Raw genomic sequence first — 13,963 nt, 5'->3', positions numbered from 1 at the left:
CCCCGGGTGGGGTGTTGGTGTGGTTGGATTTGTCGGTGGTTTTAGCGGAGCGGGGAACGCCCGGTCCCATTCCGAACCCGGAAGCTAAGCCCTCCAGCGCCGATGGTACTGCACTCGATAGGGTGTGGGAGAGTAGGACACCGCCGACAATACTCATGAGGGGACACGCCCCGGAACCAAGTTCCGGGGCGTGTCCTGCTTTCCAGGCCCGTCAAGGGGCTGGGGCGGAGACGATGATGGGGGCCTGGTCCCCGGGAAGTGGCTTGAAGGCCACGACCTGGGACCGGGCCCCCTTTTTTTGTGTCCCGTCGTGGGACCTCGGCACCGGGTCAGCAGTTGTCGTCCGCACTACAGTCGGCCGGATGAGCACTGGCGAGCACAGCGAACCGGACTTGAAGCCACGCAGTCGTGACGTCACCGACGGGATCGAACGGTCGCCCGCCCGCGGCATGCTGCGAGCCGTCGGCATGCAGGACGAGGACTTCGCGAAACCCCAGATCGGAGTGGCCTCGTCGTGGAACGAGATCACCCCGTGCAACCTGTCACTGCAACGATTGGCGCAGGCCGGCAAGGACGGGGTCCGCGAGGCCGGCGGATTCCCGATGGAGTTCGGCACCATCTCGGTGTCCGACGGGATCTCGATGGGCCACGTCGGCATGCACTACTCCCTGGTGTCCCGCGAGATCATCGCCGACTCGGTCGAGACCGTCATGCAGGCCGAACGGCTGGATGGTTCGGTCCTGCTGGCGGGCTGCGACAAGAGCCTGCCCGGCATGCTGATGGCGGCGGCACGACTGGGGCTCGCCTCGGTGTTCGTCTACGCGGGCTCGACGCTGCCGGGAAAGGTCGACGACCGCGAGGTGACGATCATCGATGCGTTCGAAGCGGTGGGAGCGTGCGCGCGGGGCCTCATCGGTGAAGACGAAGTGGAACGCATCGAGCGCGCCATCTGCCCAGGTGAAGGCGCGTGCGGTGGTATGTACACGGCGAACACGATGGCGTGCGCCGCGGAAGCGCTCGGCATGTCCCTGCCCGGCTCGGCGAGCCCGCCTTCGGTGGACCAGCGCCGCGACGTGAGCGCGCGCGAAGCGGGCCGAGCCGTGGTGGGACTCCTGGAACGGGGGATCACCACCCGCGACATCCTCACGAAGGAGGCCTTCGAGAACGCCATCGCAGTGGTGATGGCGTTCGGCGGCTCGACCAACGCGGTGCTGCACCTGCTGGCCATCGCCCGTGAAGCCGAGGTGGACCTGCGGCTGGAGGACTTCAACCGGATCGGGGACCGGGTGCCGCACCTGGCCGACGTGAAGCCGTTCGGCAGGCACGTGATGCCCGCGGTCGATCGGATCGGCGGAGTTCCCGTGGTGCTGAAGGCGCTGCTCGACGCGGGCCTGGTGCACGGGGACTGCCTCACCGTCACGGGCCGCACCCTCGCGGAGAACCTGGCGGCGCTGGATCCGCCCGAGCTCGACGGCGACGTGCTGCGGCAGCTGTCGAACCCGCTGCACCCCACGGGCGGGGTGACGATCCTGCGCGGTTCGCTGGCACCGGACGGGGCCGTGGTGAAGAGCGCCGGCTTCGATGCCGACACGTTCCGCGGCACGGCGCGGGTCTTCGACGGCGAGCAAGGTGCGATGGACGCGGTCGAGCAAGGGACGTTGCGGCCGGGTGACGTGGTGGTGATCCGCTTCGAGGGCCCGCGGGGTGGTCCGGGGATGCGGGAGATGCTCGCGGTGACCGGCGCGATCAAAGGTGCCGGGTTGGGCAAGGACGTGCTGCTGCTCACCGACGGCCGGTTCTCCGGTGGGACGACCGGACTGTGCATCGGGCACGTCGCTCCGGAGGCAGCGGACGGGGGACCGATCGCGCTGGTTCGCGACGGCGACCCGATCCACCTGGACCTCGCCGCGCGCACCCTGGACCTCCAGGTCCCCGACGCCGAGCTGACCGCTCGCCGCGCCACCTGGACCAAGCCCAGCCCGACGCTCCGCCACGGCGTCCTGGCGAAGTACGCGGCCCTGGTCGGTTCCGCCTCCGAAGGAGCCCCTGCCACCCCGCGGTTGTGAGTGAACGGACCGTTTGACCAACTAGATCGGACGAACGGTCCGTTCACCCGACACCACATCGCGCCGACACCTCCGCTCCTGGAGGTGAGTGAACGGACCGTTCGCCCAACAAGACTGGACGAACGGTCCGTTCACTCCCGAACGCCGGTGGAATGAGGCTCGGAGAGCGGGCCACTCACAGCACCACGCCCACGCGCGCCGGAAGGAGTGAACGGACCGTTCGCCCAACTAGATCGGACGAACGGTCCGTTCACTCAGCTCCGGGTCAGGTGGTGGGGAGCATCAGGATCGGCGTCGTCGTCGGCGCCGGTGAGCCGCCTTCCGGTTCCACCGTCACGCCGAGCTGCGCGGTGTCCGGGGGCATGGCGGCGATCAACGGTTCCGTGTCGTCGGCGCCGGCGGCGGTGAGCATGCCCGCGGAGGTGGCCGACCCGCCGGGTTCGATGAACCACACCTGGTAGGCCCGGTCCGCGGGCGGCGGCGCCATGCCGGTCGCCATGAACATCGCCTTGCCCTGCGCGTGCGACAGCACGGTGGTGGCCCGCATCCCGTCCGGCCCCGGCGTGTTGATCACCCGCGCGTCGGGGGCCTGCAACACGGCGGAGATCTCGGCGCCGCGCGTCCCGGCGGCGGTCATGCGGTCGCGGGCCGCGTCGAGCTCCTGCTGGGCGCGGACGGCGACGACGCCGAACACGGCGGCGAGCGCCACGCCGACCGCGGCGGCCGCCACCGAGAGCCGCGTCGCCCACGAGTACCGGCGGCGGCGCTTGGCCGCGTGCGCCGCCAGGTCGGCGGGCGGCGGCGGATCCTGCCGGGTCTGGGCGATCTCGGCGAGCACCCGCTGCTTCAGCGCCTCCGGCGGCGCGGACTGTTCGGCCGACCCGAGCCGGGCCGCGGCTTCCCGCAGTTCCTGGACCTCCTGCGCGCAGTCCTCGCAGGAGTTCAGGTGCGCCTCGAACTCGGCGCGTTCGTCGTCAGGCAGCGCGTCGACGGCGTAAGCACCGGTCAACGTGGCGAGGTCGGTGCTCATCGGCCCACCCCCAGGCAGTCGCGCAGTCGGATCAGTCCGTCCCGCAATCGGGTCTTCACGGTGGACGCGGGTGCTTCGAGCAGACCGGCGGCTTCCCGGTAGGTGTAGCCGCGGTAGTAGGTCAGCAGGACCGATTCCCGTTGCAGCTCGGTGAGCGCGGTGAGGCAGCGCCGCACCTGCCGCTGCTCCCACCGGGTGGTGACGGACTCGCTGACCTCGTCGAACGGCCTGCCGTGCTGCTGCGCACCGACGCGGGCCTCGCGGTCCCGCCCGGCCTGGGCGGAGCGGACCCGGTCGACGGCGCGCCGGTGCGCGAGGGTGAACACCCAGGTCTGCACGCTGCCGAGCTCCGGTCGGTAGTGGGTGGCGCGGCGCCACACCTCGACGAGCACTTCCTGCGCGACCTCCTCGGATTGCGCGGTGTCCCGCACCACCCGCTGGATCATCGCGAGCAGCGAACCGGAGAGCAGCTCGTAGAGCTGTTCGAAAGCGCGTTCATCGCCCTTGGCGACGTCGGCGATCAGCGCCCGCGCGTCGGGCCCTTCATCCGGCGGCGGTGTCCACCGCTGCGGTCTGGAGTGCGGACGTTCCTGCATGCCGGGTCCCTTCACCGGGATCGTGCCGAGTGTGCACCGCCGCTGGTCCGGCGGCGTGGTCAGGCGGGTTTGCGGAAGCCGAGCTGCCACACGTCGAGGTACCCGGCGCGGAACCCGGCTTCGCTGTAGGCCAGGTAGAACTCCCAGGTGCGGCGGAACCGCTCGCTGAAACCGAGGGCGGCGATGTCGTCCCACCGCTGCTGGAACGCGTCGCGCCAGGTCCGCAGCGTCGCCGCGTAGTCCGGCCCGAACGAATGACGTCCGGTGCCGCGCAACCCGGTGTGCTCGCGCACGGTCCCCTCGATGGCCTGCAGGGACGGGATCTCCCCGCCGGGAAAGATGTACTTGTGGATCCAGGTGTGCGAGCGGCGGCTCGCGAGCATCCGGTCGTGCGGCATCGTGATGGCCTGCAACCCGATGCGGCCGCCGGGCACGAGCAGCCGGTCCAGCGCGGCGAAGTACTCGGGCCAGTACTCGGAACCGACCGCTTCGATCATCTCGACGCTGACGATCGCGTCGTGACCGCCCTCGGCGTGCCGGTAGTCGCGCAGCTGCACGTCCACCCGGTCGGTGAACCCGGCGGCGGCGATGCGCTTCTCGGCGAGTTCCTTCTGCTCGGCGGACAAGGTGAGGGTCGTGACCTGCGCGCCCCGCTCGGCCGCGTGGATCGCCAACGACCCCCAGCCGGTGCCGATCTCCAACAAGCGGGTCCCGGCGCCCACCCCGGCGAGGTCCAGCACCCGGTCCATCTTGGTGCGCTGCGCGTCCGCGAGGTCGTCCGAACCGGGCGTGAACATCGCCGACGAATAGGTCATGGTCTCGTCGAGGAACGCGGCGAACACGTCGTTGGACAGGTCGTAGTGCCGTTCGATGTTGCGCCGCGACCCGGTGGTCGTGTTGCGCTCCGCGCCCGGTTTGGGCGCGTCCACCCAGCGCCGCAGCGCCTGCAGCGGTGCGGGCACCAGGTCCGCGAGTCGTTCGGCGAACGGGGTGAGCAGCTCGGCCGGTTCCGGGCTGTCCCACTCCCCGGCCACGAACGACTCGCCGAACCCGATCTTCGAGTCGGCGCCGAGCCGGTGGAAGAACGCCGCCGGATCGAGGATCCGCATCAGCGGCGCACCAGGCCCGCCCGCGCCGAGCCGCTCACCCCCGGCGAGGGCGACGCGGACCGGCAGGTTCCGCACCGCGTACCGGAACAGCTGCTCGGCCAAGCGCGCGCGCACCGGCGAATGCGGTGCAGGCCCGATCGAATCCCACGGCCCCAGTTGGGTGGCGGGTTGGACGGTGATGCTCATCGGATGCCTTCCTGGTGCGGGTGGGGACGGCGGGGGACGATGCGGAATCCGCGCAGCCACAACGAGATCCCGTGCTTGCGGATCAGCGCGGACACCCGCTGCGGCACCAGCGGGTGGCGCAGCGCGGCCTGCGCCACCGCCCGCGCCGTGGCGGGTTCGCGCACCCCGGTGAGCACCGCCGTCAGCAGCGGCCGATGCTCGTCGTGGAGCCGGATGCGCAGGTGCAGCCGCTCATCGGGCGGGCGGACCCGCATCTCGTAGCGGCCGTGTTCCGGCAGGAACGGGGACACGTAGAACTCCTTGCCCACCTCCGCGCGCCCCGACTCGTCCGGGTGCAGCAGGTAGGCGTGCCGTTCCCCGTAGGTGTTGTGCACTTCGGCGACGACGCAGCGCACCGAACCGTCGAGCCGGTAGCACCAGTACACGGTGATCGGGTTGAACACGTGCCCGAGCACGCGGGCGTGCGCCAACATCAGCACCCGGCCGCCGTCCAGCTCGACGCCGCGCAGCGCCAGCCAGCGCTCCACGTTCTCCCGGATGCCGCGCCGCGGATCACCGAGGTGGTCCCGCGCGTCGAACCGGGCCAGCGGCCGCAGCCACCACGGCAGCCGCGGCAACGCGTCCAGGTCGACCAGCCACGTGTACAGCGGATGCCGGAACCGGTTCCCGGGGTCGCCGTGCCGGACGTGCACCACCTCCCCGTGGTACAGCGCCGGAACGCCCGCGGCGCTCACCAGCCAGCCCCGAACGCCTCGGCGGCCCGAACCCCGCTGGCGCAGCCGTCCTCGTGGAACCCCCAGCCGTGGTACGCCCCGGCGAACCGGGTGCGCGCATCGCCCAGCTCGGGCAGGTTCCGTTGCGCGGCAACGGAATCCGGCGTGTAGATCGGATGCCGGTAGTGCATCCGCGCCAGCACCCGCTCCGGACGCACCCGGCCCGCCGGGTTCAACGTCACCAGGTAGTCCACCGGTTCCGCCAACCGCATCAACCGGTTCATGTCGTAGCTGACCAGCACGTGCCCCGGATCGGCGACGCAGCTCGGCTTGTGGTGGTTCCACGACGCCCGCGCGCCCGCCGCCCGCGGCAGCACACCCGCATCGGAGTGCAACCACGTCTCGTTCTCCGAATAGCCGAACGCGCCCAGCACCTTCGCCTCCGCCGGAGTCGGATCGGCCAGCAGCGCCAACGCCTGATCGGCGTGGCAGGCCAGCACCACCCGGTCCACCTCGTGCACCCGGTCCTGCGCGTCCCGCAGCTCCACCCGGTCCGCGAACCGCGACACCGACCGCACCGGCGTGCCCACGTGCACCGCCGACAGCCGCTCCACCGCCCGCGACACGTACTCGCCGGAACCAGCCGACACGGTGCGCCACGTCGGCGAACCACCCACCGACAGCATTCCGTGGTGGCGCAGGAACTCGAACAGGTAGCGCGCCGGGTACCGCTTGCTCACCTCGAAATCCGCCGACCACACCGCCGACACCAGCGGCAGCGCGAAGTGGTCCACGAAGTACCGCGAAAAGCCCTGCCCCGCCAGGAAATCCCCCAGCGTCACCGAATCCGCCGACTCGCCGGGAGCGTCCAGCAACCGGTTCGCCGCCCGGTGGAACCGCACCACCTGCGCCAGCATCGCCAGGTAGCGCGGGCGCACCGCGTTGCCGCGCTGCGCGAACAACCCGCCGAGCCGCCGCGCCCCCGCGTACTCCAAGCCGCACCCGTCGCAGGACACGCTCATCGACATCTCGGTCTCCGCGGTCCGCACCCCCAGCTCCCCGAACAGCCGCAGCAGGTTCGGGTAGGTGCGCTCGTTGTGCACGATGAACCCGCTGTCCACCGGCACCACGCGCCCGTCCGCGCTGCGCAACCGGTGCGTGTGGGCGTGCCCGCCGAGCCGGTCGTCGGCCTCGAACAGCAGCACCCGGTAGCGGCGCTGCAACAGGTACGCGGCGGTGAGTCCGGAGACCCCGGCGCCGACCACGGCCACGGTGCCGCTCATCGCAGCTCCTCCTCGACGATCAGTGCGCGGGCGAAACGCCTCGTCAACGCTTCCCACTCGGTCCAGCGGCGCAGCATGGCGTGGCCCGCGCCGGGCACGCGCACGTACGTCAGCGACGGCGGCCGCGGAAGTTGCAGCGCGCGGCGCGCGAACTCCGCCGACTCGGCGGGCGACGTGACCCGGTCCGCGTCGCCGTGCGCGATCAGCACCTCGCGGCCCGCGAGCTGCTCCACCGGCTCACCCGGCTCCACCCACGGCGCCAGCGCGCACACCCCGCGCACCCGCTGCTCGCCCGCCAGCCGCAACGCGACCCGGCCGCCCAGCGAATGCCCCACCAGCAGCACCCGGGCGCCCGGGTGCCGCTCCTCGACCTGCCGCAACGCCCAGCGCGCGTCGGCCAACGCGTCCAGCCGCGGCTCGTTCCAGCCCCGGACCCGGTAGCGCAGCAGCCACACCCGCACGGAGCTACCCGCCGCCACCCGCCGCACCGAACGCGCCACCGCGAGCATCCGCCGGTACGCGAGCTGGTGGGTGCGCACCGGGTCGTCGCTGGTGGCGCGCCCGCCGTGCAGCACGAGGACCACCGTCCGCGGCTCGTCGACGCGGGACCGCAGGACTCGCACCGACGGCCGCGGCCCGCGCCGCCCGGCCGGATCGCCGGGACGCTGCTGGATCTGCATGCCCCCGGTTCGGAACACCACCCGATCCGGCTTGGTCGTTGTGCGTCGGATCACAACCACCGATCCGCGGGCGATCCCGCTCCGAACGAGGGGCACCAGACCGAGGAAGGGGTTCGTGTGTCCGAACAGCGCAAGCCGCGCGGAGCGGCCCACCGGATCGAACGCGCCGTGCGGGACCTCATCGGCATCCCGCTGCCGGTGGGGCTCACCGCGTGGGACGGCAGCACCGCCGGTCCCGAAGGATCACCGCGCGTGGTGCTGCGCAACCGCCGAGCACTGCGGCACGTGCTGTACCGGCCCGGGGAACTGGGCCTGGCGCGCGCCTACGTCAGCGGTGACCTCGACGTGCGCGGTGACCTCACCGACGGGCTCCGCCGCTGCTGGTCCGCGATCCGCGCGGGGGGCACCGGCGCGGTGCGGTTCGGCCCCGCGCAGTGGCGGCGGCTGCTGACCGAAGCCGTCGCGCTCGGCGTCATCGGGCCCCGGCCCGCCCCGCCCGCCGGGGAGGCGAAGCTCGCGGGCCGGCTGCACAGCCGCTCCCGGGACCGCGACGTGATCGCGCACCACTACGACACCGGCAACGAGTTCTACGAGCTGCTGCTGGACCCGAACATGGCCTACTCCTCCGGCTACTGGACCGGGACCGGCGAGGACTACGGGCTCGCCGAGGCGCAGCACGACAAGCTCGACCTGATCTGCCGCAAGCTGCGGCTCGCCGAAGGCGACCGGCTCCTCGACGTCGGCTGCGGCTGGGGATCGCTCATCCTGCACGCCGCCCGGCACCACGGCGTGCACGCCACCGGTGTCACGCTCTCCGCGCAGCAGGCCGCCCACATCCAAGGCCGCATCGACGAACTCGGCCTGCGCGGGCAGGTCGACGTGCGGCTGCAGGACTACCGGGAGATCTCCGGCGAACCCTTCGACGCCGTCGCCTCCGTCGAAATGGGCGAGCACGTCGGGGAGAACCAGTACCCGGTGTACGCGGCCACCCTGCACCGGATGCTGCGGCCCGGCGGCAACCTGCTCATCCAGCAGATGTCCCGAGCGGGCGACGCGCCCGGCGGCGGGGCGTTCATCGAGGCCTACATCGCCGCCGACATGAGCATGGTCCCCGTCGGCCACACCCTCGACCACCTGGAACGCGCCGGACTGGAGATCCGCGACGTGCAGGCCATGCGCGAGCACTACACCCGAACCGTCGAGGAATGGGCGCGGACGCTCGACCGGAACTGGGAGCGGGCCGTCGCGCTGCTCGGCCCCGAACAGGCCCGCACCTGGCGGCTCTACCTCGCCGGCGGCGGGCTCGCGTTCGAGGAGAACCGCATGGGCGTCAACCAGATCCTCGCCACCAAGACCACCGCGGACGGACGAGGTGCCGCCGCCGCGCTCGCCGGAGCCGCCCGATGAACGCGTTCCTCACCGCCCCCGCCGCGGCGCTCGTCACCGTGCTCGCCGCCTACGGCGTCGCCCGGCTGCGCAAGCGCTACGACACCATCGATTCGGTGTGGGGAGCCGGATTCGCGGTGATCGCCCTCTGCTGCGCGTTCACCGGGCCCGGCTCCGCCGCCGGGTGGACCGCCACCGCGCTGACCGTCGGGTGGGGGGTGCGGCTGTCCGCGCACCTGCACCACCGCAACTCCGGCGGGGCCGAAGACCCCCGCTACCTGGAGATGGCGCGGCGCTACGGCGACCGGGTCGGATTGCTCATGTTCCTGCGCGTGTACCTGGTGCAGGGGCTCGTGATGTGGTTCGTGTCGCTGCCCGTGCAAGCCGCCATCGCCTTCCCCGGTGAGCTCGGCGCGCTCGGGTGGGCGGGAATCGTGGTGTGGGTGATCGGGTTCGGCTTCGAGACCGTCGGCGACGCGCAGCTCAGCCGGTTCCGCTCCGACCCCGCCAACTCCGGGCGGGTCCTCGACAGCGGGCTGTGGCGCTACACGCGGCACCCCAACTACTTCGGGGACGCCTGCGTGTGGTGGGGGCTGTACCTGCTGGCCTGCCACAGCTGGGCCGGGGCGGCGACGCTGCTCTCGCCGCTCGTCATGACCTGGTTGCTGGCGCGCGGCACCGGGAAACCGCTGCTGGAGAGGGGAATGCGCGAACGGCGGCCCGGCTACGCGGACTACGTCGAGCGCACCAGCGGGTTCCTGCCGCTGCCGCCGCGACGGGGGTGACCACCGGCGGCGGGCACCGCGGTGCGGGACTGGTCACCGGTGGCGCCGCGGGACCGGTCACCGCGGGGCGGGGCCGGCCAACCGGTAGCGGGGCGGGGCGGTCACCGCGGGGCGGTCAGTCCAAGTGGTGCAGGGCCGCCGCCACCAGGGTTTCCACCCCGGCCGACAACGTCGGGTGCAGCTGGGGGGCGAACTGCGGCGAATGGTTCGACGGCACGTCCCGCTCCACCGTGCCCGCCTCCGACGCGGCCGCGAAGCGCTCCGCGTCCACGCCGCCGACGAACCAGAACACCGAAGGAGCCCCGCTCGCCGCGCCGAACTCGCCGAAGTCCTCGCTGCCCGCCACGACCGGCGCCGGGTGCACCCGCTGCTCGCCGAACACCTCCCGGAACCGCGCGGTCAAGGCCTCCGTGGCCCGCTCGTCGTTCACCGTCGCCGGGTACGAGTCGACCTCGGTGAACTCCGGTTCGCGCGGCGCACCCGCGGCAGCCGCCTCCGCGCGCACGATGCGCCGCACCGCCTCGTGCACCCGGGTCCGGACCGGCTCCGCGAACGACCGGATGCTCAGCTGCAGCTCCGCCTCGTCCGGGATCACGTTCTCCTTGCTGCCCGCGTTCAACGCGCCCACCGTCACCACCGCCGACTCCGTCGCCGCCACCTCCCGCGACACGACCGTCTGCAACCGCATGACCGTCGCCGCCGCCATCACCACCGGATCCACCGTCGTCTCCGGGCGCGAACCGTGGCCGCCGCGGCCGAACATCCGCACGTGCACCGAATCGCTCGCCGACATCGTCAACCCCGGGCGGGTGAACACGTGCCCCGCCGGCATCGGGCCGACGTGCTGGCCCAGCACCACGTCCGGTGTGCCGAACCGGTCGAACACGCCGTCCGCGAGCATCGCCCGCGCACCCCCGCCGTGCTCCTCGGCCGGTTGCAGCACGAACAGCACCGTGCCCGACCACTCGGCGCGGCGGCCCGCCAACAGCCGTGCCGCGCCCAGCAGCCACGTCACGTGCATGTCGTGGCCGCAGGCGTGCGCCACCGGGACCTCGCCGTCCGCGACCTCCGTGCTCGCGTAGTCCAGGCCCGTCTGCTCCCGCAACGGCAACCCGTCCATGTCGGCGCGCAGCAGCACCGTCGGGCCCTCCCCGCTGCGCAGCACGCCCACCACTCCGGTGCCGCCGACGCCGGTGGTGACCTCGCAACCGGCGGCCCGCAGCGCCCGCGCGCCCACCTCGGCGGTGCGGTGCTCCGCGAACGCCAGCTCCGGGTGGCGGTGCAGATCCAGGTAGCAGCGCTCCAACTCAGGCAGCGCGGCTTCCAGCTCGGGGAACGGACCCGAAGGCATACGTCGACTCCTCGCGCTCGGTGACCGCGAACCACTCGCCGCGGCGCGTCAACACCGTCCCCCGGCGTGGCGGTCGTGGCCAGCCGGGGCGGTGGGGACAGCTCATCACCGGCGCCGCCGCCCCCACCACCGGTGTGAGTGAACGGACCGTTCGTCCAGCGGTCTTGGACGAACGGTCCGTTCACTCGGTGTCGTGCCGGTGCGGCTGGAGATCGTGGGCAGCGGTGGCACCCGCCCGGTGGATGGAGTGAACGGACCGTTCGTCCCATCTAGTTGGTCGAACGGTCCGTTCACTCGTCCCCGGCCGCGGTGAGTGACGTGGTGGGGGAGGCCGGGGGTGAGCGCTGCGGCATTCGACGGATCTTCGCGGCGCGGCGGCACGGCGATGGCGGACGAATCGGACATTGGGGCAAGATCAGACGCGGGGCAGGGGCTCGTATGATGATCTTGAAACGACTGGGAGGTCGCGTTGGTGTTCAAGAAGATGCTGCGGGCGCTCGGGATCGGAGGACCCACCGTCGACACGGTGTTCTCCGAACCGCACGTCCAACCGGGCTCGACGCTCTCCGGTGAAGTCCGAGTCACCGGAGACGACGAAGTCGACATCGAGCGGATCGTCCTCAGGTTCGAAGCCCGCGCCGAGGTCGAGCGGGGCGACGAGCAGCACGACGCCACCATCGAGTTCATGCAGGTCGTCGTCGCCGAGAACTTCCACGTCGGCGACGGAGAGCACAAGGTGATCCCGTTCGCGATCCCCGTGCCAGCGGAAACACCGATCAACGTCGTCGACGGCGCGCAGCTCCCCGGCGTCGCCCTCGGCGTGCGCACCGAACTGGTCGTCGCGAAGAGCGCCGACAAGGGCGACCTGGACGGCTTGTTCGTGGCCCCGCTGCCCTCGCAGTCCAGGGTGCTCGACGCGTTCGGCGCGCTCGGTTTCCAGTTCAAGTCGACCGACCTGGAGATCGGGCGGCTGCACGGCATCGACCAGCAGCTGCCGATGTTCCAAGAGATCGAGTTCTTCGCTCCGGAGCAGTACCGCGGCCGCGTCGACGAGGTCGAGCTGACCTTCGTCGCCGACGCCGACGACCTGCACGTCGTGCTCGAAGCCGACCGCCGCGGCGGCATGTTCCGCTCCGGCGAGGACGCGTTCGGGCGGTTCCGCCGCACCCACGCGGAGGCGGAGCAGGCGGACTGGGTCGCGGAGCTGACCCGCTGGCTCGACGAGGCGGCGCAGCGCGGCGGCATGTTCAGCGGCGGACATCCCGAGCAGCACGAGCACTACCAGGAACAGCAGGGCGGCGGTCCGGGCTGGGGTGGCGTAGCGGCTGGAGCCGCGCTCGGCGCAGGCGCCGGACTCGTCGGCGGCATGGTCCTCGGCGAGGTCCTGGACGAAGCCGGAGACGCCGCCGAAGGCGACGAGGACTGAACTCCGGTGGAGTGAACGGACCGTTCGCCCAACTAGATCGGACGAACGGTCCGTTCACTCCCGAACCTCCGGAGCGGGTGGACTCGGGCGGGTGCCGACACACCCGTCCCGGCCCACCACGGGCCGAGTTCCGGGTGAACGGACCGTTCGTCCCACTGGATCGGTCGAACGGTCCGTTCACCCGGTTCCGCGGTCGAGGTGATCGGCTCGCGGGTGCGAACCGAACCCCACCCGGAGGCGGCTTCGGACATGGGTGAACGGACCGTTCGCCCAACTAGATCGGACGAACGGTCCGTTCACTCCCGTAGCCGGGCGCGGGTCAGAACTCGCGCCCCGTCAACATCCGCGTCAGCGCCGCCAGCTCCGCAGCCGGCCCCGGTTCGAGGGCGGCCACGTCCAGGTGGTGCAGCGCTTCGGCCTCCAACGTGGCGATGTGGCTGCGGCTCCACTCCCGGGCCCCGGAGTCGGACACCAGCCGCGCGGCCCGCACCGCGTCCTCATCGGACATCTCACGGGAGTACAGCTCGGCGAGCTCCCGACCGGCGGCCGTGCCGGAGTTCAACGCGGCCACCACCGGCAAGGACTTCTTCCGGTTCCGCAGGTCGGAGTGCACCGGCTTCCCGGTCACCGCCGGATCCCCCCAGATGCCCAGGATGTCGTCGACCAGCTGGAACGCCAGGCCGAGCCGGTAGCCGAAGCGCCGCAGGTGCTCCACCCGCTCCTGCCCGGCACCGCCGAAGAACGCGCCGAGCGCGCAGCTGCACCCGAGCAGCGCCCCCGTCTTCGCCCCGACCATGGTGAGGACCTCGGGCAGCGCCACATCGGCGCGCCGCTCGAACGACATGTCGGAGCTCTGCCCATCCACCAGGTCGAGCACGGTGGTGTTGAGCTCCTTCAACCCGGCGAGCGCCGCCGGATGCCCGCTGCCGGTGAGCACGTCGGCGGCGAGCGTCAAGAGCGCGTCTCCGGCGAGGATCGCCGGCCCGGACCCGAACACCCGCCACGCGGTGGGCCGGTGCCGCCGGGTGAGGTCACCGTCAATCACGTCGTCGTGCAGCAGCGAGAAGTTGTGCACCAGCTCCACGGCGACCGCCGCGGGCAGCACCTGCCGCGCGTCGGCGCCGACGGCCCGCCCGGCGAGCAGCACCAGGGTGGGCCGGATCGCTTTGCCCTGGTCTTCGTCGACGGGCGCGCCGTGCTCGTCCCGCCAGCCGAAGTGGTGCCCGACGATGCGCTGCATCGACTCCGGCAGCGAACCGACCGCGGCGCGCAGCGCCGGGTCCAGCAGCTCCCGGCCGGTGCGCAGCGTGTCGGCCACCGTCCGTCGTGCCTCGTCCACATGTGCGGTCATC

12 protein-coding genes and 1 rRNA gene are annotated in these 13,963 nt (G+C 72.0%); 5 read left to right on the top strand and 8 right to left on the bottom strand.

Annotated features, from left to right (window positions below; all coding sequences use genetic code 11):
- Nucleotides 1-31 precede the first annotated feature (31 nt).
- Both rrf and ilvD read left to right on the top strand, forming a co-directional pair.
- Nucleotides 32-149 (top strand): 5S ribosomal RNA (rrf, locus tag H1226_RS23060).
- Between the two features lie 213 nt (nt 150-362).
- Complete coding sequence (ilvD, locus tag H1226_RS23055; protein WP_258342568.1) at nt 363-2,066, top strand: dihydroxy-acid dehydratase; 1,704 nt, start codon at nt 363-365, stop codon at nt 2,064-2,066.
- Nucleotides 2,067-2,331: 265 nt separating this feature from the next.
- On the opposite strand, the gene H1226_RS23050 is transcribed toward ilvD, so the two are convergent.
- The 6 genes from H1226_RS23050 to H1226_RS23025 are packed head-to-tail and all read right to left on the bottom strand — an operon-like array spanning nt 2,332 to nt 7,663.
- Nucleotides 2,332-3,096: an anti-sigma factor gene (locus H1226_RS23050; protein ID WP_258342567.1), complete on the bottom strand. Its 765-nt coding sequence runs from the start codon at nt 3,094-3,096 to the stop codon at nt 2,332-2,334.
- Nucleotides 3,093-3,692, bottom strand: a complete 600-nt coding sequence (gene sigK, locus H1226_RS23045) for an ECF RNA polymerase sigma factor SigK (RefSeq protein WP_258342564.1) — start codon at nt 3,690-3,692, stop codon at nt 3,093-3,095. The genes H1226_RS23050 and sigK overlap by 4 nt, the downstream gene beginning before the upstream one ends.
- 59 nt (nt 3,693-3,751) lie before the next feature.
- Complete coding sequence (locus H1226_RS23040) at nt 3,752-4,987, bottom strand: SAM-dependent methyltransferase (RefSeq protein ID WP_258342563.1); 1,236 nt, start codon at nt 4,985-4,987, stop codon at nt 3,752-3,754.
- Nucleotides 4,984-5,724 carry a DUF1365 domain-containing protein gene (locus tag H1226_RS23035; protein ID WP_373690088.1) on the bottom strand — a complete coding sequence of 247 codons (741 nt, stop codon included), beginning with the start codon at nt 5,722-5,724 and terminating at the stop codon, nt 4,984-4,986. Before H1226_RS23035 ends, H1226_RS23040 begins: the two co-directional genes overlap by 4 nt.
- Nucleotides 5,718-6,983 carry an NAD(P)/FAD-dependent oxidoreductase gene (locus H1226_RS23030; RefSeq protein ID WP_258342558.1) on the bottom strand — a complete coding sequence of 422 codons (1,266 nt, stop codon included), beginning with the start codon at nt 6,981-6,983 and terminating at the stop codon, nt 5,718-5,720. Before H1226_RS23030 ends, H1226_RS23035 begins: the two co-directional genes overlap by 7 nt.
- Complete coding sequence (locus H1226_RS23025; protein WP_258342556.1) at nt 6,980-7,663, bottom strand: alpha/beta hydrolase; 684 nt, start codon at nt 7,661-7,663, stop codon at nt 6,980-6,982. The genes H1226_RS23030 and H1226_RS23025 overlap by 4 nt, the downstream gene beginning before the upstream one ends.
- Before the next feature lie 117 nt (nt 7,664-7,780).
- On the opposite strand from H1226_RS23025, the gene H1226_RS23020 reads away from it, so the two are divergent.
- Both H1226_RS23020 and H1226_RS23015 read left to right on the top strand, forming a co-directional pair.
- On the top strand, nt 7,781-9,070 hold the full coding sequence (locus tag H1226_RS23020; RefSeq protein ID WP_258342555.1) for an SAM-dependent methyltransferase: 1,290 nt from the start codon (nt 7,781-7,783) through the stop codon (nt 9,068-9,070).
- Nucleotides 9,067-9,834 (top strand): DUF1295 domain-containing protein, encoded by a 768-nt coding sequence (locus tag H1226_RS23015; RefSeq protein WP_258342554.1) that lies wholly within the window; start codon nt 9,067-9,069, stop codon nt 9,832-9,834. The genes H1226_RS23020 and H1226_RS23015 overlap by 4 nt, the downstream gene beginning before the upstream one ends.
- A 115-nt stretch (nt 9,835-9,949) precedes the next feature.
- Here H1226_RS23015 and H1226_RS23010 read toward each other — a convergent pair whose 3' ends face one another.
- Nucleotides 9,950-11,185: an amidohydrolase gene (locus H1226_RS23010; protein ID WP_258342552.1), complete on the bottom strand. Its 1,236-nt coding sequence runs from the start codon at nt 11,183-11,185 to the stop codon at nt 9,950-9,952.
- Between the two features lie 472 nt (nt 11,186-11,657).
- Between H1226_RS23010 and H1226_RS23005 the strand changes: the two genes are divergently transcribed.
- Nucleotides 11,658-12,611, top strand: coding sequence for a sporulation protein (locus H1226_RS23005; protein ID WP_258342542.1), 954 nt, complete (start codon nt 11,658-11,660; stop codon nt 12,609-12,611).
- A 319-nt stretch (nt 12,612-12,930) separates the two neighbouring features.
- On the opposite strand, the gene H1226_RS23000 is transcribed toward H1226_RS23005, so the two are convergent.
- A complete protein-coding gene (locus tag H1226_RS23000; protein WP_258342540.1) occupies nt 12,931-13,962 on the bottom strand; it encodes a family 2 encapsulin nanocompartment cargo protein polyprenyl transferase in 1,032 nt (343 codons plus the stop codon).
- Between the last annotated feature and the right edge of the window lies 1 nt (nt 13,963).

It is taken from the genome of Saccharopolyspora gregorii (assembly GCF_024734405.1).
Classification (GTDB): Bacteria; Actinomycetota; Actinomycetes; order Mycobacteriales; family Pseudonocardiaceae; genus Saccharopolyspora_C; species Saccharopolyspora_C gregorii.
This window is presented reverse-complemented; position numbering and strand designations above follow the sequence as displayed.

Excerpts from the sequence above, each read along its gene's own strand:
- H1226_RS23025 (WP_258342556.1), bottom strand. The coding sequence starts at position 7,663 with ATGCAGATCCAGCAGCGTCCCGGCGATCCGGCCGGGCGGCGCGGGCCG.
- H1226_RS23030 (WP_258342558.1), bottom strand. The coding sequence starts at position 6,983 with ATGAGCGGCACCGTGGCCGTGGTCGGCGCCGGGGTCTCCGGACTCACC.
- H1226_RS23000 (WP_258342540.1), bottom strand. The coding sequence starts at position 13,962 with ATGACCGCACATGTGGACGAGGCACGACGGACGGTGGCCGACACGCTG.
- H1226_RS23010 (WP_258342552.1), bottom strand. The coding sequence starts at position 11,185 with ATGCCTTCGGGTCCGTTCCCCGAGCTGGAAGCCGCGCTGCCTGAGTTG.
- H1226_RS23040 (WP_258342563.1), bottom strand. The coding sequence starts at position 4,987 with ATGAGCATCACCGTCCAACCCGCCACCCAACTGGGGCCGTGGGATTCG.
- H1226_RS23015 (WP_258342554.1), top strand. The coding sequence starts at position 9,067 with ATGAACGCGTTCCTCACCGCCCCCGCCGCGGCGCTCGTCACCGTGCTC.
- ilvD (WP_258342568.1), top strand. The coding sequence starts at position 363 with ATGAGCACTGGCGAGCACAGCGAACCGGACTTGAAGCCACGCAGTCGT.
- H1226_RS23050 (WP_258342567.1), bottom strand. The coding sequence starts at position 3,096 with ATGAGCACCGACCTCGCCACGTTGACCGGTGCTTACGCCGTCGACGCG.
- sigK (WP_258342564.1), bottom strand. The coding sequence starts at position 3,692 with ATGCAGGAACGTCCGCACTCCAGACCGCAGCGGTGGACACCGCCGCCG.